This is a genomic window from Alcaligenes sp. SORT26 (assembly GCF_017377875.1).
Classification (GTDB): Bacteria; Pseudomonadota; Gammaproteobacteria; order Burkholderiales; family Burkholderiaceae_B; genus Alcaligenes; species Alcaligenes parafaecalis.
In genome coordinates this window covers 2,893,263-2,914,350 of record NZ_CP070975.1, presented here as the reverse complement: position 1 = coordinate 2,914,350, position 21,088 = coordinate 2,893,263, and the positions used below count along the sequence as shown (strand labels likewise).

General features: G+C 50.4%; 17 protein-coding genes and 4 tRNA genes. 15 read left to right on the top strand and 6 right to left on the bottom strand.

Annotated elements, in window-relative coordinates; genetic code table 11:
- Positions 1–6: 6 nt before the first annotated feature.
- Both JYG33_RS13300 and JYG33_RS13295 read right to left on the bottom strand, forming a co-directional pair.
- Entirely contained in the window at positions 7–795 is a 789-nt protein-coding gene (locus JYG33_RS13300) for a PhzF family phenazine biosynthesis protein (protein WP_207872655.1), read from the bottom strand.
- A 273-nt stretch (positions 796–1,068) separates the two neighbouring features.
- Positions 1,069–1,422 carry a winged helix-turn-helix domain-containing protein gene (locus JYG33_RS13295; protein ID WP_207872654.1) on the bottom strand — a complete coding sequence of 118 codons (354 nt, stop codon included), beginning with the start codon at positions 1,420–1,422 and terminating at the stop codon, positions 1,069–1,071.
- Between the two features lie 561 nt (positions 1,423–1,983).
- On the opposite strand from JYG33_RS13295, the gene JYG33_RS13290 reads away from it, so the two are divergent.
- Positions 1,984–2,901 carry a pyridoxal-phosphate dependent enzyme gene (locus tag JYG33_RS13290; protein WP_207872653.1) on the top strand — a complete coding sequence of 306 codons (918 nt, stop codon included), beginning with the start codon at positions 1,984–1,986 and terminating at the stop codon, positions 2,899–2,901.
- Positions 2,902–3,107: 206 nt separating this feature from the next.
- On the opposite strand, the gene JYG33_RS13285 is transcribed toward JYG33_RS13290, so the two are convergent.
- The 3 genes from JYG33_RS13285 to JYG33_RS13275 all read right to left on the bottom strand — a co-directional run bounded on the left by JYG33_RS13285 (position 3,108) and on the right by JYG33_RS13275 (position 6,653).
- On the bottom strand, positions 3,108–4,094 hold the full coding sequence (locus tag JYG33_RS13285) for a DUF4105 domain-containing protein (RefSeq protein WP_243430176.1): 987 nt from the start codon (positions 4,092–4,094) through the stop codon (positions 3,108–3,110).
- Positions 4,095–4,216: 122 nt separating this feature from the next.
- Positions 4,217–5,065, bottom strand: coding sequence for an archaetidylserine decarboxylase (gene asd / locus JYG33_RS13280; protein ID WP_207872651.1), 849 nt, complete (start codon positions 5,063–5,065; stop codon positions 4,217–4,219).
- A 220-nt stretch (positions 5,066–5,285) separates the two neighbouring features.
- On the bottom strand, positions 5,286–6,653 hold the full coding sequence (locus tag JYG33_RS13275) for a diguanylate cyclase (protein ID WP_207872650.1): 1,368 nt from the start codon (positions 6,651–6,653) through the stop codon (positions 5,286–5,288).
- A 1,463-nt stretch (positions 6,654–8,116) separates the two neighbouring features.
- On the opposite strand from JYG33_RS13275, the gene JYG33_RS13270 reads away from it, so the two are divergent.
- Positions 8,117–9,175 (top strand): metallophosphoesterase, encoded by a 1,059-nt coding sequence (locus JYG33_RS13270; protein WP_207872649.1) that lies wholly within the window; start codon positions 8,117–8,119, stop codon positions 9,173–9,175.
- Positions 9,176–10,340: 1,165 nt separating this feature from the next.
- Here JYG33_RS13270 and JYG33_RS13265 read toward each other — a convergent pair.
- On the bottom strand, positions 10,341–11,510 hold the full coding sequence (locus JYG33_RS13265) for a methionine aminotransferase (RefSeq protein ID WP_207872648.1): 1,170 nt from the start codon (positions 11,508–11,510) through the stop codon (positions 10,341–10,343).
- Positions 11,511–12,416: 906 nt separating this feature from the next.
- Here JYG33_RS13265 and mnmG point away from each other — a divergent pair.
- From mnmG to rplA, 13 genes are all read left to right on the top strand, one after another.
- Positions 12,417–14,333 (top strand): tRNA uridine-5-carboxymethylaminomethyl(34) synthesis enzyme MnmG, encoded by a 1,917-nt coding sequence (gene mnmG / locus JYG33_RS13260; RefSeq protein ID WP_207872647.1) that lies wholly within the window; start codon positions 12,417–12,419, stop codon positions 14,331–14,333.
- A complete protein-coding gene (gene rsmG / locus JYG33_RS13255) occupies positions 14,330–15,001 on the top strand; it encodes a 16S rRNA (guanine(527)-N(7))-methyltransferase RsmG (protein WP_207872646.1) in 672 nt (223 codons plus the stop codon). Before mnmG ends, rsmG begins: the two co-directional genes overlap by 4 nt.
- Before the next feature lie 2 nt (positions 15,002–15,003).
- On the top strand, positions 15,004–15,819 hold the full coding sequence (locus tag JYG33_RS13250; RefSeq protein WP_207872645.1) for a ParA family protein: 816 nt from the start codon (positions 15,004–15,006) through the stop codon (positions 15,817–15,819).
- A gap of 29 nt (positions 15,820–15,848) precedes the next feature.
- Positions 15,849–16,787 (top strand): ParB/RepB/Spo0J family partition protein, encoded by a 939-nt coding sequence (locus JYG33_RS13245; RefSeq protein ID WP_207872644.1) that lies wholly within the window; start codon positions 15,849–15,851, stop codon positions 16,785–16,787.
- A 390-nt stretch (positions 16,788–17,177) separates the two neighbouring features.
- Positions 17,178–17,264 (top strand) — tRNA-Tyr (locus tag JYG33_RS13240).
- Between the two features lie 56 nt (positions 17,265–17,320).
- Positions 17,321–17,394, top strand: a tRNA-Gly gene (locus tag JYG33_RS13235).
- Between the two features lie 39 nt (positions 17,395–17,433).
- Positions 17,434–17,508, top strand: a tRNA-Thr gene (locus JYG33_RS13230).
- Positions 17,509–17,553: 45 nt separating this feature from the next.
- Positions 17,554–18,744: an elongation factor Tu gene (gene tuf, locus JYG33_RS13225; protein ID WP_207872634.1), complete on the top strand. Its 1,191-nt coding sequence runs from the start codon at positions 17,554–17,556 to the stop codon at positions 18,742–18,744.
- A 95-nt stretch (positions 18,745–18,839) separates the two neighbouring features.
- Positions 18,840–18,915, top strand: a tRNA-Trp gene (locus JYG33_RS13220).
- A 45-nt stretch (positions 18,916–18,960) separates the two neighbouring features.
- Complete coding sequence (gene secE / locus JYG33_RS13215; protein ID WP_009464327.1) at positions 18,961–19,341, top strand: preprotein translocase subunit SecE; 381 nt, start codon at positions 18,961–18,963, stop codon at positions 19,339–19,341.
- A 9-nt stretch (positions 19,342–19,350) separates the two neighbouring features.
- Positions 19,351–19,884 (top strand): transcription termination/antitermination protein NusG, encoded by a 534-nt coding sequence (nusG, locus tag JYG33_RS13210; protein ID WP_009464325.1) that lies wholly within the window; start codon positions 19,351–19,353, stop codon positions 19,882–19,884.
- 67 nt (positions 19,885–19,951) lie between these two features.
- Positions 19,952–20,386 (top strand): 50S ribosomal protein L11, encoded by a 435-nt coding sequence (gene rplK, locus JYG33_RS13205; RefSeq protein WP_009464323.1) that lies wholly within the window; start codon positions 19,952–19,954, stop codon positions 20,384–20,386.
- Positions 20,387–20,389: 3 nt separating this feature from the next.
- Complete coding sequence (gene rplA / locus JYG33_RS13200; RefSeq protein ID WP_042489519.1) at positions 20,390–21,085, top strand: 50S ribosomal protein L1; 696 nt, start codon at positions 20,390–20,392, stop codon at positions 21,083–21,085.
- The last annotated feature ends 3 nt before the right edge of the window (positions 21,086–21,088 follow it).

Here is a 21,088-nt window from a genome sequence, read left to right as displayed (position 1 = left end):
TGTGCCTTACGCCACATTGATATGGCCTTCCATATACACAACGGCCTGGCCCTTCAAGAACACTCGATCACCACTTAAAGTGCAATCCAGTACACCGCCACGAGCCGACGCTTGATACGCCAGCAACTGGTTCTTGCCCAGGATAGGGGCCCAGTACGGCAGCAAAGCGCAATGAGCGGACCCGGTTACCGGATCCTCTGCAATCCCATGCTCAGGAACAAAAAAGCGGCTGACAATATCAAACTGTCCCGAACCAGGTGCAGTGACAATACAGCCACCGCAATCACTGGCCAGCATCGCCGGGATATCTACCTCTACCTGGCGCACCTGCTCCTCAGACTCCAGCACCGCCAAGTGTGTGAAGTCATTGCGCCACAATTGCACAATTTTGCTTCCCAAAGCACGTTCCAGTGCCGGATTATCCGCGACTCGGGACACAGGGCGCGCCGGAAAGTCCATGACATAACTGGCCTCATCACGTCGCACCGTCAAGGCGCCGCTCAGGGTATGAAACACTACTTGGCTATCTTGTGGGCGCAGATACTGCAGCACGACAGCAGCACTGGCCAAGGTCGCATGTCCGCACAAGGGTACTTCTACTGTTGGTGTAAACCAGCGCAAGCGAAAGTCCTGGCCTTGCGGAACCAGAAACGCGGTTTCAGCCAGATTATTTTCTTGTGCAATCGATTGCAGCAAGGCATCGTCAGGGAACTCGGACAGCAACACCACAGCGGCCGGATTGCCCGCAAACAAGGCGTCGGTAAAGGCATCGACCTGATAGATGGGTAAGCGCATTCTGCCTCCAGGCATGGAATTCAAGATGAGTCCTCAGTATAGAAAAATAGACTCTTTGAAGGCAGGTAAATCCATGGAACAGAGGCATTGTTTTAATACCGCCCCCGCTTTCCGTTTCTTTTAAGCGCCAGACAAACTAGCCCTTTTGGCAGGCCACGTGTTTCTGTTCCATAAGCCGGACCCAGACGAGTCCAACTTAATAAACCGATGTCCGGGACTTATTGTTGCGGCTTGCGCAATTGGACACTCCGTACCGCGATGCAATTTGTGCCATCAGGCATTGGCCGCCTCTAAAAGACAGGCCGAAAGACGATCAAAGTGCAGCAGGGCGGCTTGACTCAAGTCCACTTGCTTGCGACGGGTGTCTTCCGTGTCACTAAGGACAATCCAGCCTTTTTCTCGCATGGATTTGAGCCGGGTGTGAATGGTCGCGGGCGATCCCAGCCGCTCTACGGCCATGACATCGCGTACCGACAAACGCAAACAGTCTTTAGACGCCTTGGCAACCAAGATCAAGATACGCTCTTCAAGCGGGTCCAGACTAGGCAAGCAAGGCAAGGTATGCAGCGAATCGGCGAGCTGCAAAAAACGCATATAAATATCAGCAGGTCTGGTGGCAGTTTTCATAACAAAATCTTTATTCCTTTAAAGCCGCTACCACAGCGTCTTTTTTAGAAATAAGTTCTGGTTATTATTGTTTTTATTCCATTCAGGCAAAGCAAAAAACAACGCTGCTTTATGGCCCGAGTGATTGGAATGAGTTTTTGTGCTTATCATGCACTTAAAATTAAACGCTTAAGACAGCCCCAGGATTCCAGCAGGAAAAGGGGCTTGAGTCTGGCGATTTATCTGGAATTTTATCAGATAAGCCCTTGATTTAGCTTGAACACTGCCAGGCAGACGAAGCGAAATTGTAAGAAGGTGCAGACGGACAGATAGATAGTAAGTTGCCTCACATTAAACGCTAGTTGATGGACTTAGCACAGAGAACAAAGACAGTTACAAAATGCAGGCCCAATGATATAAGCATCTTTTTCAAACCGCTTTCCACCCGCTTGTCCCGGCAGTCACAAAACACTGCCCAAGATCTTTAGCCACACGTGTTTCAGACCGATAAAATGGGGTGGACCGGGCCTTGAGCACCCAATGTGCCCCATCAGATCACTATAAAATCTGGAACGATAAGAAATGATTCTTCACCTTGAGACACCGCTTATTTACTCACACGCCTTAAGCGATCAGCTAGGAAAACAAATTTGGCTGAAAATGGACGCGCTGCAACCTAGCGGGTCATTCAAAATCCGGGGTATTGGCCATTTATGCCAGCACCACGCCCAGCAGGGCAAGAAGCGCTTCATCATTTCCTCTGGTGGCAACGCGGGAATCGCCGTCGCGTACGCTGGACGTCGCTTGACCATGCCAACCCTTGTTGTCGTGCCAGAGAGCACCAGTGAGCATGCCAGACGCTTGATTCAACGGGAAAAAGCAGAGCTGCATGTCATGGGCAAGAACTGGCAGGAAGCCCACGAATACGCATTGACCCTGGTGCAGGAAGACGATGCGCTTATCCACCCATTTGATGATCCCTTGCTATGGGAAGGCCATGCCAGCTTGATCACAGAAGTCGCGCAAATGAATGTGCAGCCAGACGCTGTACTGCTGGCAGTCGGCGGTGGCGGTTTGCTAAGCGGCGTGGCTCAAGGCCTGCGGGAGCAGGGCTGGGACAAAACCACCATTATTGCGGTCGAGACTCAAGAAACGGCCTCCCTAGGAGAGTCCGTCAAACAGCGTCAACACATCACCCTGAGCGAAGTCAGCGGCGTAGCGACCTCTTTAGCCGCGCCACGTGTCTGTGACCAAGCCTACGCAATCAGCCAATCCCATCCCACCACCTGCGTACAGGTCAGCGATGCCCAAGCTGTCAGCGCGTGTTTACGCTTTCTGACTGACCATCGCGTACTGGTGGAACCCGCATGTGGCGCGGCTTTGTCGACGCTGTACCTGGATCATGAAGCGCTGGCACCGTACCAGAACATTCTGGTCGTCGTGTGCGGAGGCAACACGATGACGCTGGAACAATTGGTGCAATGGCGGGCTACTCCCTGAGCCGTCATAGGAAACCCCTAAAAACATTCAAATTTTTATTGTATTTTTCTATATAAAAGCCAAGCGATAGCGATTAAAAAACCCCATCACATGATTTTCATATGATGGGGTTTTGTTTGTTTTATTAGTTTTAAATTCGATCTAATTTTCAGATCAAATGAAGTAAAACATATGTTTCACGTGGAACAAAAGCGTCTAAAACAGCCTCAAAATGGCTTTACAAGAGGCAAATCCTGACGAATCAGCGCTGAAAAATCCTGCCCCGGCTGCTGAGACAAAGCACGTGGGTTGATATAGCCCAGTTGGCGCAGTTCATTGAAACTATGACCCGGCGCTAAAGCGTTCAGACCGTAGACATACTCCGCCAGGTAACCCGACGCCAAGACACGCCAGTCCCATGGCACACCATCCACAATCTTGGACACCATGTCATAAACAATCGTGGTACAGTTCGCCGTCAGCGTGTTGTAGAAACGGGGATTCGTCTGCAACTGCTGCCCTTGCTCAACATAAGACAGAAACAGCGACTGCATGGCAGGTTTGGATAAATCCACGCTGTACATGTAGACGTCCTCACCCCGAGCATTGCTGCGGGTACGCACAATATCCTGTTCTGTCGCCGCAATCAGGCTTAACTCAAATTCCTTGAAAAACCCGCCTACCGCCGAGAAGGCCTCGTGCTTTTCTTTGCGGATCTCTACAGAGAACACCACATGGCGGCCGTCCTCAAAACCAAAGGACACCAACGTATGCGCAATTACCGGGCCCATCCAGTAAGACAAAAACATATCTACTGACTTGAGCGTCTGTAAATCGTAGTTCTCGGTGATCCAGCGTTCATCAAAGTCCGTTTCACTACGCCAGGTAAAGTCGCGCACATTGTGCAAGGTCACAAGCGAACCGCGCACATCTCCGTAACTCATTCTGGCAACGTCTGGTGCCCACTCCCGTTCATTGCTGGGGGCAATACTGCTCCACCACCCGACCAATACCAGCAAGCCCAATATCTGCGGCAGCAAGAGCCAATTTTTCCCTTTGCTCAAGGCGTACAGACTCAACACAACCAAGGCCAGCCAGCCAGCCAGTGCCAACCAGCGTCCCCAGCCCGCAGGCAACTGAAACTGCAGGGCCAAAGCCCCCCAGGCCGTAATCACCAAGACCAGTAACAGGACCAATATTGTGATCACCATCATCCCCCACCTTTTCATACACGCTCCACATCCATCCTGAATACAGATTGCATTTGACCGTATGAACGGCCAAAAAAAAACCTGTGTCCACTTGAACACAGGTTTTATTCATAAGAAAACAGGGTTTAGCCCTGATAGCCCATCGCCTGGCCTTGGCGAATCAGGCCTTGCGGCTGCCAATCCGCATCAAAGCGATAGCCGCTTTCTTTGGGAAATAACATGACAACGGTCGACCCCAGCAAGAATCGTCCCATTTCCTGCCCTTTTTCCAGGGCAATGTTCTGATCCTCGTAACTCCACTCGCGGATTTTGCCATCACGCGATGCATTCACCACGCCGTGCCATACAGTGACCATGCTGCCCACAATAGTGGCACCCACCAGCACCAGAACGAAGGGGCCTTGCTCGGAGTCGAACAGACATACCACACGCTCGTTACGGGCAAACAGACCAGGCACACCACGCGCTGTGGTGGGGTTAACCGAAAACAGATCGCCCGGCACATGAATCATGCGCTTGAGCACACCATCACAAGGCATATGCACCCGGTGATAGTCCTTAGGGCTTAAATACAGGGTCGCAAACAGCCCATCCTGATAGCGGGCAGCCTCCTGGGCATCGCCCCCTAATAAAGCCGTTGTAGAGTAGCTATGGCCCTTGGCCTGGAATACCTCGGCACCCTGAATCAGCCCCAACTGGCTGATGGCACCATCCACCGGGCTGACCAACGCGGTATCCGCAATCGGACGGGCACCGGGGCGCAAGGCTCGGCCAAAGAACTCGTTAAACGTTGCGTAGCTGGCTGGATCCGAATTTTCAGCCTCGCTCATGTCAACCTGGTAACGCTCAATAAAACGCTTGATCAGCCAGGTCGTACGTCCACCCATAGGCTTGGAAGCCAGGCTACCTGAAAACTCGGTCAGCGCCTGTTTAGGAAACAGATACTGAGGAAGAACCGCCAAACTGGGATGCATAAAATCAGCTCACAAACAAAACCTGCCTTGGCCAGGGGCCAAAGCGTGTATGTCATTCAAATATCGATGTGTTTATCGCCGCACATTCTGCCGGGACGCCTATCTCAAAGGCCACCGCACAGCAGAAATCAGGCTGGCAACACGGGCAGGAACAAAGCAATACGCACTTGTAGCACAGGTTGCCGCCATACGACATAAAAGGGCAGACCAGCTTGTCCTGTCAGACAAACACAACCCGGTCGCGTCCTTCTTCTTTGGCTTGATACAAGGCGCGGTCCACGCGGCGCAGCGTGCGTTCGTAGTCCGGGTGAGCATCGTACAAAGCCACACCAATACTGGCCGTAATATTCATGCTTTCTCCTTCTACTGCCCGGAAGGTTTCCGCATGAATACGAAGACGCAGATTACGAGCCGCACGCATGGCGCCATCTGCATCCACATCGACCAATACCAGCAGGAACTCTTCGCCCCCCAGCCGGAATACATAATCCCCAGCACGAGCACTATTACTGAGCAGCTCGGCAAACTGACGCAGGATACGATCCCCGGCATCATGCCCGTGCGTATCATTAACCCGCTTGAAGAAGTCTATATCGACCGCCAGCAAGGCAAAACGTGATCCCCGTTGCTGGGCATAGCCTACCTCGCGACTAAGCACCACAGGCAGGTATTTGCGGCTTAACAGGCGAGTCAATACATCCCGGCCAGACTCCAGCTCATTTTGCTGCTCAAACAGGCGGTCCAGATGCAAGCCAATGGCTCGTGTTCGGTCGCGCAGCTCGTGCAAACGCAAAACTTGTCCTTTAGGATCATCTTGCTCAAAGGCAGGCATCAGCTCGGTATCAATCAAGCTCATCAGATCCAGGATTTCCCGGCTCTCTACCGTACCCTGAAACGCATGGGCACCCTTATGTTTGAACCAGATTCCAAAATCCGAATCCCCGATCCGTGGTGCGGGCGTCACGCCGTTATTGACCGCCATCGCAAACATGAACAGGTTTTCCCAATCCAGCAAGGCAGCACGCTGTCGGCCACGCTCTGCCGCCACGTTTTGCACAATGGCGAACAAGCGATACGACTCTTCCGCACGGGATTTGCGCTCTCGTGAATTGGCATAGGCATGGCTCATCAGCTCCATCGCCAAATCAATAAAGTTCTGTACGTAGCGAAAGCACTCCCAGGCCTGCTCGGAGCTGATTGTCGAGGACTCAAACAAAAAGCGGGCATAACGCCCTTTAAGCAAGCGGGCACCGCGCAGCACCAGGTGTACCGGCACCCCGACTCGCGCATGAACCTCACCCACCTGATTCTGCAGTTTGACCTGATCCTGCATGTCACTGTGCTCATCAACCGAAAACAGCTGCACCAACCAACTGCGCAAAGAACGATGCAAACGCTTGTGCACCTGTTCGTGTGACAGATACACCTGCGCAGCAGGGTGCTTGAGCATGTGCGTGTAAAAGTGGGTTGCCAGCTCGTCCTGGTTATCTTGAGTGATAGTCAGCACGTGCGCACGGACCGCTAGTGGCACTTTCTGGAGCAAGCCGTGCCAATCCTGAGCGGCTTCTTCGATATTCGGTTGAGACATGAAGTACGGGGAGGGTAGCGAGACGATACTTAAGGATTAAACAGCCTTAGCGGCAATTGTTACATGAGGGGAGATTTCGCGCTATTTCTTATAGCGATTCAAGCCAGTGGCTAGCAGGAGAATACCCCGCCATTCACCAGGAAAAAACATACCCCTTAAAGATAAGTGGATGATTCCCTGGGATCCAGGGGAGTGGTGCCACCAACATCTGCAGAAAAGAGCCAGTTTCGCCGCACCTAGACCACTATCCGCAATTCAAACCCAAGACTTTGTCGGCTAAAACGCCCCTAAAGTTCCGACATGCGCTGATTGCTCTATTCATGTGGGGCTCAGACGCAAGAAATCCCTCCACTATCGCCAAAAAGCCACGCTCTGGGGCTGAACAGGGAACGGCCAGCCGAATGTGTTGGTGCGTGACGCGGAAAGGTTGGAGAGGGAAAAATGCGGAACGCGTTTTTGACTGTGTAAATACACAGCCCACAGGAAACCGAGTTGGAACGGGTCGGGTCGGGTCGGGTCGGGTCGGGTCGGGTCGGGTCGGCAGAAATGTTCTGCCATAAAACAAAATTGGTAAATCTATTTTGTACTGTCGTTGGAACTCATCTTTATAAATCACCACGACCTGAATAAAGGTCTATAAAAATTAAAAACAAAATAGAAAAAATAATTTTCTTATTATTTTCAAAGATCTTTTATCGAAATTAAATTAAATAAATGAAAAAATCTTATTTTTCATATAAAACGATAAAAGAAAGATAACCCTTCTGGACTTATTAAATTGGATTATTAATTATATTTTTACTTATTTTTCTTAAATAAACTATAAAAATTAATTATAGAAAGATTAAAAAGAAAACAGAACCTATGAATTGATTTTCAAAACCGGGGTTTTGTTGCCGGGGAAATCATAAATTACAATCGTGATAAGACAACTTATCCACAGAAAAGAATAAGAAAGAAATCCACAAACTTATTAACAAATTAGATTAAACCAAAAATGAGAATATTGGTTGAGCGGAAATCAGCGGTTGATAAGAAAGTGAATAATTTGTGGATATTATAAAGGCTTAATTCGACCTCAAACACAGAGAAGGTACAAACACCGACATCGTCACCCTCCAGTGGCCCCAGGTGGGCGCACTTGGCCCAGAAAACCGGTCAGGGACTGAGCAAAAAAGCTATATTTAAGGCTATTGTTGGCTCCTGGAGCCTGTGGATAAGCTCCAAGACGGCCCATTGTGGACGTGCTGTGGATGAAAGGGGGATAAGTCGCCTGTTTTTCGGAGCCTCAAATTTTGTCCAGTTTCGGTCCACCGGCTCCATCAAGGTGGTACACAGGCAAAAATGGCTTATAAATTGTTGAAATCAATGAAGAATTTCAATCTATGCGACTTATCCACAGACATCCATTATCCATTACTAGTTATATATATAGTTATTATTAAATAAAGATCTCTTCACCCATGCCCAACTTTCTTGTACAACCTTTACCTACTGGTTCTTTAGACATCATCGGTGATGTACATGGAGAGCTGCAGGCCTTGCAACAACTGATCCAAAACTTGGGTTACCAGGAAGACGGTTCACATCCAGACCACCGTAGCCTGATATTTGTGGGTGACTATTGTGATCGAGGTCCAAATAGCCCGGAAGTTATTGAATACCTTAAGTCATTGATAAATAATAATAAAGCAAAGGGTATATTGGGAAATCATGAAATCAATCTGCTTATTTATGACGCTAAAGATGGATCAGGCTGGTACTTTGATCAGCGATATCAGTCAGATTTAAAGAATTACTCACCATTTAAGCGTGCAAAACCTCAAAATAAAGATGAAATCCGAAACTTTTTAAGTTCATTGCCCATTGCTTTAGAAAGAAATGACCTAAGAATTGTGCATGCAGCCTGGAATAATCCAGCTATTGATGCTATTAGAACGGTAAGAAGCAAAGATTTTCTTGATTTTTTCTTTGAATGCGAGCGTAAAGCAGATAATTACGCAGAAAAAAATGGGATTTTGAATAAATATCTGGCTGCTAAAGAAGAATGGAAAGAAAAAATTGAAGATCCAAAGGCCTCTATGCCTTTATTGCAGGCCTACATTGACTACGATTTGGTCAAAAATGACTTCAACCCCATTCGTTTGCTGACATCTGGAACCGAAGGGCCTGCCAGTCAGCCCTTTTTTGCCGGTAATCGTTGGCGTTTTTCGGATCGTACGCCCTGGTGGAACAGCTATCAGGATGATATTCCTGTGGTTTTTGGCCACTACTGGCGCCAGCTCTTCCCGCAAACCATAGCAAAAATGTCTAAATATTCCTTATTATTCAAGGATATAGACCCATTTTCCTGGCATGGCATCAAGAAAAACACGTTCTGCGTAGATTTTTCCGTCGGGGCTCGTTGGCGCGATCGCCGCAAAGAGCAGGCGCCTGAAGATTCTGCATTTCACCTGGCTGCCTTGCGTTGGCCGGAGAAAATCATCATGACGGACACCGGTTTTACGCAGCCCATCCGTTAATTCTGCCTTTCTGCCCGCTGTTACAATTTTCTTTTCTGTGGATAAGCTCTAGGAAGCCCATTGTGAACAGGGTGTGGATACATAAGGCATAAGTAGGTACTTCTTTGTTGAGCTGAAAAGTTGTACCTAAACCATCCACCGGTAAGCAGTAGATCTATCCCCGTAAAAAAAACCGCTAAGCTCTTGTTTTTCCATTGTTAAAGACACTTGTTCGACTTATCAACAGCCCTCCATCCATTAATTCTAATAAAAGATTTAAGTGCTTGTTATATAAGATAAGTTCAAGCTCTTGTCTGCCAGGCCTCAAGCCTTTGCAAGCTAAAAGTTCTCGACTAAGATGCAGTCCATGAACAAAAATCACGATCTCGCTCAACGATGGCTTATGCGACTTTTGCATACAGAAATCTGAGCCGCAAAGGCTGAAAATTTATTTTCAGAACTAGCTAAGATCGAGTTTGCCCTGGTCTCTCTGGTTTTTCTTTCAGTATGAGAAAAACTCAATCAAGAGTTTCATGAGCAAAAGAGGGGAGTTCTTGTTGGACCACTTGGCTGGCCAGGACAGGCTATGGCTTCAGGATGCTTTGCGCCCAAAACTTGTACTAGGTCAATCGTATTTGAATTTTTGACTTATCCACATTTTGTGGGTAAAGCGTGCATGTGTGGCAGTAAGGTATTGGCTTTGATTTATTGGGTTTTCATTGCTGTGAAAAAACACAGTCAATGTATAGGCTTGAAGTCTGTAATGTTGAAATAAGTCCTTGTTTTATATCTATATTTTTCTTGGTTTTAACATTGAACTTATCTTTTCCTCTGGTTCAGGAAAGCAAAAGAGCAAACCTGCTTGCTTGCTCAGTTTTCGATTTTATCAAGGGAAAAGAAGCAATAACTGGGCAAAAAATCAGGGTTGCCCCCAAAGTTATCAACAGGACAGGGTTTGGGTGCGGGTGCGTCTGTTTCACGTTTGATCTCTTGTGGGGTGCAAAACAAGGGTTTTGTGGTTTGCGTTTGATATTACGTGGCTCGTTTGCTCTGTTTTGTGCTGCAGTGCGAGAAACCGAGGTGTTTGGCGGAAAGACCGTGTAGTGCCGGAGTGCTACTTGTCCACAAAAATGAAGACGAAAAAAAACCGCCTGTCGGCGGTTTGATTGAAGCTCTGAAGACGGTTTTACACCTTCTGTAGACGCTCAATGGCCTGATCTAGGGTATTGAGCTGTTTAGCAAAGCAAAAACGCAGCAAACGATGATTTGCCTGCTCTGAGCCAGGATCCAGGTAGAAGGCAGAGACGGGGATCGCGCCAACACCGTAGTTCTGATTCAGATGTTTGGCAAAATCCAGTTCGGAAAGGTCTGAGATGTTTTCGTAGCTGGCCAGCAGGAAAAATGTCCCTTCGCTGGGCATAGGGATGAAACGTGTATTTTGCAGGCCTTGGTTCAGATAATCGCGTTTTTCTTGGTAAAACGCGGGCAGGCTCTCCCAGGTAGCAGGATCCTGCATATAGCTCGCCAAACCGGCCTGTAAAGGGCTAGGAACGGTAAAGACGGTGTATTGGTGAACCTTGCGGATCTCGGTACTTAAATAGGCAGGTGCACAGCAATAGCCAACCTTCCAGCCCGTTGCATGGAAGGTTTTGCCAAAGGACGAAACGATCACGGCTCGTTCTGCCAGGCTAGGGCGGCTAGCAAGGCTCAGGTGCTCTTTTTGATCGAAGGTCAGGTGTTCATAGACTTCATCAGACAAGATCAACAAAGGATGCTTGTCTACGATTTGCTCCAATGCATCCAGATCTTCGGGGCGCAAAATCGTGCAAGTCGGGTTGTGAGGAAAGTTGATGACCAGCATGCGAGTTTTGTCGCTAATGGCCTTTTCTACTCGGTCCCAGTCAACACGATAATAAGGCACCGTTGCATCTGGAGCTGTCATCGGAACAGCAACCGGGATACCCCCGGCTAGCTCAATGGCGGGGATGTACAGATCGTAGAAAGGCTCGATAACAACAACTTCATCACCTGGATGGACGAAGGCCTGGAAGCTGGCCATAAGCGCTTCAGTCGCCCCACTAGTGACGGTAATTTCCGTGTCCGCATTATAGAGATGCCCATAGCGACGTTGCGTCTTGTCCGCAATGGCTGCGCGCAATGCCGGATAGCCAGCCATTGCCGGGTACTGATTGATCCCGTCCAGCATGGCTTGGTGTACGGCTTCTATCAATGCCGGATCGGGATTGAAGTCAGGGAAGCCCTGGCCCAGGTTAATGGCTTTGTGTTCCAGAGCCAGTTGGCTCATGGTCGTAAAGATAGTGGTGCCCACAGAAGGGAGCTTGGAAGTGATCTGCATGGGTCTACTGGCATGAATAATAAAAATGCACCCGCTGTTCAGATTCGAGCAAAAGTTGGGTGGCGAAGTATCGGATAAAGTCCTGACGAAAATACCATAGATTGCTCCTTTAGCTGTTGGTCGTGGAACCACAGCGATAGGATGCTTTTTCACATCAATATATCTATTGTCTATATAGAGTCCGATGCTCTTGGTATTGATGAGGGCAGTCTTGCAAAGACCTCGCTTGACCAGTATTTCGATTTTCTCCCTTTGTCCGTTTTCAGATGCCCAGGTTTTGTTCGTTTCTTTGCTCAGAGGGCTGGGCTGCCGGTGACCTTTCCGCGATTGCTGATACCAAGTGCGAGAAGGGCATTTCCTGAAATTCCGGGTATTAGGAGCAGAAGCCTTGGGTAGCTGACGACGAGTATTTCAGCGCTCAGGAAGACAGGCCGCACAGAGAAATCTGAAACTTTGGGGTGGAGGTAGAGACGTTCTTTGCCCTAAATTCTCAGGAAATTTTCTTATCGCTAGACTGTTGAACAATTTCCCTGTTCCTCAGGCAGTATTTCTTTTTATTGCTCTGTTATCCACAATTTTGCTCCCTGCCAAACAGGCTTCAAGGCCGTAGAGCGCAAGACCCCGCATAGATAGCTGCTTTTACGGTATTTAAGGGCGATAAGCGCGCCTTTTATGGCTTGCGCCTGCTGTCTTTAATAAGTGGAGTTTTTTCCAGGAAGCTCTTGCTGCACCCTATGGCTAAGCCTGGGGATAAAAAATAGTCTATTTCTCCACAAAGTTATCCACAGTGGTATTTACGCAAAAAACTGTGTTCCACGTGGAACAGATCGTGGTTCCATGTGTTTCACGTGGAACATAGCGCTCTGGTAATCGTATAATTGATTTTTACTTTTTAGCTGTTCTGACATGATTTATCCCGAAGAGTTTGACGTTATTGTCATAGGCGGCGGACATGCTGGTACCGAAGCGGCTTTAGCGGCAGCTCGAACCGGCGTGTCTACCCTGTTATTGACCCATAATATGGATACCCTGGGGCAGATGTCTTGCAACCCTTCTATTGGGGGGATTGGCAAAGGGCATCTGGTTAAAGAGGTTGACGCCCTGGGTGGTGCAATGGCCTTGGCAACCGACCATGCAGGTATTCAATTTCGTACTTTGAATAGCTCCAAAGGCCCAGCCGTGCGCGCCACTCGTGCTCAGGCAGACCGGTCTTTGTACCGCAAGGCTATTCGCGAAGTTCTGCAAAACCAGCCTAACTTGATGGTGTTCCAGCAGTCGGTCGAAGACCTGATTGTGGAAGGTGATCGGGTGGTGGGTGCCGAGACCAAGATAGGTCTGGAGTTCAAAGCCAAATCCGTGGTCCTGACGGCAGGTACTTTTTTGAATGGTCTGGTCCACGTAGGTCTGAATAATTACTCGGCTGGCCGGGCAGGGGATCCTCCTTCCATCAGCTTGGCGCATCGCTTGCGGGAACTACAATTGCCACAAGGGCGGTTGAAGACAGGGACCCCTCCGCGTATTGATGCCAACACCATCGATTTCTCCCGCCTGGAAGTTCAGCCTGGCGATAGTGACCCAATTCCGGTGTTCTCTTATATGGGTGATGTTTCCATGCATCCCCAACAAATGCCGTGCTGGATTACGCATACCAACGAGCGTACTCACGACATTATTCGCTCGGGTCTGGATCGTTCGCCCATGTATAGCGACCAAGGCACCATCGAGGGTATTGGCCCACGTTACTGCCCGTCGATCGAAGACAAGATTCATCGCTTTGCGGACAAGAGTAGTCACCAGGTGTTTTTGGAACCTGAGGGCTTGAGCACGACTGAGATCTACCCTAACGGTGTATCGACCAGCTTGCCTTTTGATATCCAATTGGCTATGGTGCGCAGCCTGCCAGGTTTGGAGAACGCTCGCATCATGCGTCCGGGCTACGCGATTGAGTACGATTATTTCGATCCTCGATCCCTGTATCCCACCTTGGAAACTAAACAGATTCGTGGCTTGTTCTTTGCCGGCCAGATCAATGGCACGACGGGTTACGAAGAAGCAGCCGCTCAGGGCTTGTTGGCCGGGGTGAACGCCGCTCGTTTGGCGCAAGAGAAAGAGCAGTGGTACCCACGTCGCAATGAGGCCTACTTAGGCGTGTTGGTGGATGACTTGATTACCCGTGGGGTGACCGAGCCATACCGCATGTTTACCTCTCGCGCGGAGTACCGTTTGAGCCTGCGGGAAGATAATGCTGACCAGCGTTTGACTGAAATGGGGCGTGAGCTGGGCTTGGTAGACGATGCTCGCTGGGATCAATTCAATCGTAAGCGCGATGCTGTCGCACGTGAAATCGAGCGCTTGAAGGGTACTTGGGTGAACCCTCGCAGCCTGCCCGCTGAGCAGGCGAACGCACTGTTAGGTAAAAATATCGAACGGGAATACTCCTTCTTCGATTTGCTCAAGCGCCCCGAAGTGGACTATGCAAAACTGATGGCTGTGCTCAATGACCAAGGCACGCCCGTAGCAGGCCCTGGTCTGGAAGACCCGGTGCATGTTGAACAGGTGGAAATTCAGGTGAAGTATGCGGGCTATGTGGCGCGTCAGCAGGATGAGGTGACTCGTCAGGCAGCTCTGGAAGAGCAGGCCATTCCAGAGGATCTGGATTACGACGACATCAAAGGATTGTCGATTGAAGTGCGTCAACGCTTGAAGGCTGCCAAACCTTTAACCATTGGCCAGGCCGGACGTGTTCAGGGTGTGACACCTGCGGCAGTTTCCTTGTTGTTGGTACACCTGAAGCGCAAGCAAAAAAGCAAACATACGGCATGAGCGATATTTTTTCAAAACGGCTGAATCAGGCCCTGCAAGACTTGGGCCTGGATCAGGACCCTGTCCTGGTGCGCAAGCTATTGGACTACATTAGTCAGCTACAGCGCTGGAACCGTACTTATAATCTGACCGCTCTGCGTGACCCAGATCAAATGCTGGTGCAACATATTTTTGATAGCCTGTCGGTTGTTCGCCCGTTCCAGGAGTACCTGGCCAGCACCAATCAAACGGCACAAAAATCAGTGCGGATTGTGGATGTAGGGTCAGGTGCTGGTTTGCCGGGTGTTGTTTTGGCAGCATCATGTTCCACGTGGAACATTACGTGCATTGATGCTGTCGAGAAAAAAATGGCATTTGTTCAACAAATGGTTGGGGCTTTGGCCTTGCCCAATTTGTCGGCAATGCATGTGCGTGTAGAGCAGCAGGAACCCATGCAGGCTGATATTGTGGTTTCCCGAGCTTTTTCTTCGCTGCTTGATTTTGTAAATTTGGCAGGCAGGCATGTTCGCCCAGGTGGGCGTATTGCAGCTATGAAAGGTAAAGAGCCTGATTCAGAAATAGCCGCATTGCAATCTGAAAGTAACTGGCAGGTCGAACGAATAGAATCATTAACCGTACCGGAGCTAGAGGCACAGCGTTGTCTAGTGTGGTTGGTGCAGCAAGGATAATCATGAGTAAAAACGACGAAAAATCTCCCCGTGCCTATGTGTTTTGTATCGCCAATCAAAAAGGCGGGGTAGGGAAGACGACCACAGCGATCAATTTGGCGGCCGCGCTTGCTGTATTGAAGAAAAAAGTGCTGTTGATTGACCTGGATCCCCAGGGCAATGCCACGATGGGTAGCGGCATTGATAAAAACAGCTTGTCTGGCAATTTGTACCAGGTTCTGATTGGCGATGAAAGTATTGCTAACGTAAAGATACATTCAGAAACAGGTGGGTATGACGTCTTGCCTTCCAATAGGGAGCTGTCGGGCGCGGAAATTGACCTGATCCAGATGCAAGAGCGTGAGCAACAACTCAAACAGGCGCTGGCCCAGGTTCTGGACGATTACGATTTTGTGCTGATTGACTGCCCACCGACCTTGTCCCTGCTGACGCTAAATGGCCTGGCCAGTGCGCACGGGGTCATCATCCCTATGCAGTGCGAGTACTTTGCTCTGGAAGGGCTGTCGGACCTGGTCAATACAGTCAAGCGGGTCTATCGCAATATCAACCCGGATTTGCAGTTGATTGGCTTGCTGCGAGTGATGTTTGATGGTCGTGTTACCTTGCAGCAGCAAGTCTCCAGTCAGATCGAGACGCACTTTGGCGATAAGGTGTTCAAGACAGTTGTGCCACGTAATGTGCGTTTGGCTGAAGCGCCAAGCCACGGTATGCCAGGTATTGTGTACGACAAAAACTCCCGGGGTGCCAAGGCCTATATGGACTTTGGCAAAGAGCTGATCAAGCGCTTGAAGAAAGACTCCCGCAGCGATAAGGCGTAAGGCACACAAGAATCAATAGGAATGTAAGCATGGCTACACGAAAACCCAAAGGTCTAGGTCGAGGCTTGGACGCCTTGCTCGGCGCAGACGCAGGCGCTATCGCAACCATAGGGAAAAAGGGCGAAGCAACGGTGAGCGATGGCCCACCTTCCAGCTTGCCCGTCAAACTGCTGAAGGCCGGGGTGTATCAACCGCGTACTCGCATGGACGAGGGCGCCTTGAACGAGCTGGCAGAGTCCATCCGTGCACAAGGGGTGATGCAACCTATCCTGGTGCGTCCTTTGTCGGGCAAGGAGAAGGGCAAGTACGAGATCATTGCCGGTGAACGCCGTTTCCGCGCATCGCAAATTGCAGGTCTGGAAGAAGTGCCAGTCCTGGTGCGCGAGGTAGGCGACGAAAACGCCGCCATCATGGCCCTGATCGAAAATATTCAGCGTGAAGATCTGAATCCACTGGAAGAGGCGCAAGGCGTCAAGCGACTGCTGGATGAGTTCGGCCTGACGCACGAACAGGCCGCTCAGGCCATCGGCCGTTCACGGTCTACTACCAGCAACCTGTTGCGTCTGATTAACCTGGCAGAGCCTGTCCAGATCATGTTGCTGGCCGGTGATATTGATATGGGCCATGCCCGTGCCTTGCTGGCGATGGATGCGGCACGCCAAATCATGCTGGCCAATGAAGTTATCGCTCGCCGTTTGTCGGTGCGTGAAACTGAAAAACTGGTTGCCCGTGCCTTGCATGAGGATGATGAGCCCGCCAGCAAGCAGGCCCAGAATAAAGCCAGCCGCAATGGTGATGTGCAGCGCTTTGAAAAGGTTCTGTCTGACCACCTGGGTACCAAAGTGACTTTGAAGGTCGGTGCCAAGGATAAAGGCCAGTTGCAGATCGCTTTTCATGGCTGGGAACATCTTAATGCCTTGCTGGAAAAGCAGGGCTTGTCGTCCTTGCTGGAGCAAACCGACGATTAAGTCTGGCTAAAGCCATGCGATAGCAGTTAAAAAACCGACCTCATCAGGTCGGTTTTTTTTCATGGTTAGTGATTTGCTAGGCACTCGCCCGGGAGCAGGGCAACAGTTCAAAACGGATTTAAAGAAGAAAAAGACGGATTAGTATCTTTTGTTTACAAAAATAAACGCTGAAAACAAGAAAAAACTATGTGTTTACCCGTATTTCAAGCTGATTTTCAGGGGGGAGACGCGTAAAAAAGCGACCTCAAAGACCCTCGAAAATAGTGACAAAACCAGTAAGAAAACCGCTTGAATTCAGGTTTTTTTAAAAAAATCATCGAATTATTCAGTTTTCGGCCCAAAAGGCTTGACGACTTCATAAAACATGTCCATAATTCGATTTTCGCTCAGGGTGGGATGTCCGAGTGGTTAAAGGAGGCAGACTGTAAATCTGTTGACCCTGCGTCTACGTTGGTTCGAATCCAACTCCCACCACCAGCATTTTTCTAAAGTCCGCCAGCAAGGCGACTTTAGGAGAGGGTGAAGAAAAGTCTGCGGGTGTAGCTCAATGGTAGAGCAGAAGCCTTCCAAGCTTAAGACGAGGGTTCGATCCCCTTCACCCGCTCCAGGTTTTAAAATCTTCGGCTTTTCTTGGCTGAAGTTGAATGCCCATGTGGCTCAGTGGTAGAGCACTCCCTTGGTAAGGGAGAGGTCACGCGTTCGATCCGCGTCATGGGCACCACATCTCTCTCTCATCTCATATCGCTTATCCCTTCAGGAGTCTGCCATGGCTAAAGGCAAGTTTGAACGGACTAAACCGCACGTCAACGTCGGTACTATCGGTCACGTTGACCACGGTAAAACCACTCTGACCGCTGCAATCTGCACGGTTCTGTCCAAGGCATACGGCGGCGAAGCGCGCGATTACTCGCAGATCGATAACGCCCCTGAAGAAAAAGCACGTGGTATCACCATCAGCACGTCGCACGTTGAGTACGAGACGCCTAACCGTCACTACGCTCACGTTGACTGCCCCGGTCACGCTGACTACGTTAAAAACATGATTACTGGTGCCGCTCAGATGGACGGCGCGATCCTGGTGTGCTCGGCCGCTGACGGTCCAATGCCCCAGACTCGTGAGCACATCTTGCTGAGCCGTCAGGTTGGCGTTCCTTACATCATCGTGTTCCTGAACAAGGCCGACATGGTGGATGACGAAGAGCTGATCGAACTGGTTGAAATGGAAGTTCGCGAGCTGTTGTCCAAGTACGACTTCCCAGGCGACGACACCCCAATCATCAAGGGTTCGGCCAAACTGGCTCTGGAAGGCGACGAAGGCCCACTGGGCAGCCAAGCCGTTCTGGCTCTGGCCGAAGCGCTGGACAGCTACATTCCTACGCCTGAGCGTGCCGTTGACGGTACCTTCTTGATGCCTGTTGAAGACGTGTTCTCGATCTCCGGCCGTGGTACGGTTGTGACCGGTCGTATTGAGCGCGGCATCGTTAAAGTCGGCGAAGAAATCGAAATCGTGGGTATCAAAGACACGGTCAAGACCATTTGTACCGGCGTTGAAATGTTCCGCAAACTGCTGGACCAAGGCGAAGCTGGCGATAACGTCGGTCTGCTGCTGCGTGGTACCAAGCGTGAAGACGTGGAACGTGGTCAAGTTCTGGCCAAGCCCGGTTCGATCAAGCCACACACCGACTTCGACGCCGAAGTGTACATTCTGTCCAAAGAAGAAGGTGGTCGTCACACTCCTTTCTTCAAGGGCTACCGTCCTCAGTTCTACTTCCGTACGACTGACGTGACCGGCACGATCGAACTGCCAGAAGACAAAGAAATGGTTCTGCCAGGCGACAACATTTCGATGAAAGTGTCCCTGATCGCTCCTATCGCCATGGAAGAAGGTCTGCGCTTCGCTATTCGCGAAGGCGGCCGTACCGTTGGCGCTGGTGTCGTAGCCAAGATCCTGAAGTAAAAAAAGAGTAGTAATTTTGGGTGAAAGAGGTTAATATCCTCTTTTGCCTAAAAGCCAAACGTAGCAAAGTAACGCGCTACGGTTTGTCAAGGTATAGGGGTATAGCTCAATTGGCAGAGCGTCGGTCTCCAAAACCGAAGGTTGAGGGTTCGATTCCTTCTGCCCCTGCCACCACAGTCACTCGTCACCATCTCGCGTGGCGTCACTCGTCGGAATATGTCGAATACCAACGTAGAAACCGTTAACCGAGGTTCCGAGCGCATCAAGCTGGGCCTAGCGGTCCTAGTCGTCGCCGCCGGTATTGTTGGCTATTCCGTCCTGGATGGCCAAAATTCACTGGTCCGCGCTGGGGTATTTGTTGCCAGCCTAATCGTCGCCGTATTGATCATCTGGTTTAGCGATACAGGCCGCCGCCTGGTCGCTTTTTCGCGTGATGCATACACGGAAGTACGTCGCGTCCACTGGCCATCCCGTAAAGAAGCAACGCAAATGACAGGCATTGTCTTTGTGTTTGTTGCCGTTATGGCCATCTTGTTGTGGCTGATTGACAAAGGGCTCGGCTGGATCATTTATGGCCTGTTGCTGGGCTGGAAATAAAGGGCACACATGAGCAAACGCTGGTATGTGGTTCACGTTTATTCCGGCATGGAAAAAAGCGTGCACAAAGCTCTGGTGGAGCGCATTGAACGCGCTGATCTCCAAGAAGCGTTTGGTCGCATTCTGGTTCCATCGGAAGAAGTCGTTGAAGTAAAGAACGGCAAGAAATCAATTACAGAGCGACGTATTTACCCCGGTTACGTTCTGGTCGAGATGGCTTTGACCGACGAGACCTGGCACTTGGTAAAAAGTACGCCGCGAGTCACCGGCTTTTTGGGCGGTTCCGGTAACCGTCCCGCTCCAATCTCCGAGCGCGAAGTGGAAAAAATCCTGTCGCAAATGGAAGAGGGCGTTGAGAAGCCACGGCACAAAGTGCTGTTTGAAGTGGGTGAACTGGTACGCGTCAAGGACGGTCCGTTTGCAGACTTCAACGGTAACGTCGAAGAAGTTAACTACGAGAAAAACAAGGTTCGTGTCACCGTTACTATTTTCGGTCGCGCTACCCCAGTTGAACTCGATTTCGATCAAGTCGAAAAGACCTGATTAATTACAAACCCCGGGAAGCCTGTCGCGTTATGTGTCAGGCGTTATCACCCGCAAGGAGCTAAGCATGGCGAAGAAAATCGTCGGCTTTATCAAGCTGCAAGTCCCAGCTGGTAAGGCAAACCCATCCCCTCCAATCGGTCCAGCGCTGGGTCAGCGCGGTCTGAACATCATGGAATTCTGCAAGGCGTTTAACGCCCAGACACAGGGTCTGGAACCCGGTCTGCCAATTCCTGTGGTGATCACCGCTTTTGCCGACAAGAGCTTCACGTTCATCATGAAGACTCCTCCGGCAACCATCCTGATCAAAAAGGCTGCTGGCATCAAATCCGGTTCTGCTCGTCCTAACGTGGATAAAGTCGGTACGCTGACCCGCGCTCAGGCTGAAGAAATCGCCAAGACCAAACAACCCGACCTGACCGCTGCCGATCTGGACGCCGCTGTGCGTACCATCGCTGGTAGCGCCCGCAGCATGGGCATCAACGTTGAAGGGGTGGTGTAAGTCATGGCTAAAGTAAGCAAACGCGCAGCCGCTATTGCTGCCAAGATCGACCGCAACAAGTTCTACCCTGTGGCCGAAGCTCTGGCCCTGGTGAAAGATACTGCCACTGCCAAGTTCGACGAATCCATCGACATCGCTGTTCAGTTGGGTATTGATCCTCGCAAGTCTGACCAATTGGTCCGTGGCTCGGTGGTTCTGCCTGCTGGTACCGGTAAATCCGTGCGTGTTGCCGTTTTCGCCCAAGGCGAAAAAGCTGACGCCGCTCGTGAAGCTGGTGCTGACATCGTTGGTCTGGACGACCTGGCAGAGCAAATCAAAGCCGGTCAAATGGACTTTGACGTTGTGATCGCCTCGCCTGACACCATGCGTGTTGTCGGTACCCTGGGTCAGGTTCTGGGTCCTCGTGGCCTGATGCCAAACCCCAAGGTTGGTACTGTGACTCCTGACGTTGCTACGGCTGTCAAGAACGCCAAGGCTGGTCAAGTCCAATACCGTACTGACAAGGCCGGTATCATTCACAGCACCATTGGTCGCGCTTCGTTCAATGTTGAACAACTGCAAACCAACCTGGTTGCCCTGGTTGACGCCTTGAACAAGGCTCGTCCAGCCGCTGCCAAGGGTGTTTACCTGCGCAAGGTTGCCGTGTCCTCCACCATGGGTGGCGGTGCACGTGTTGAAATTGCATCTCTGACTGTTTAATCA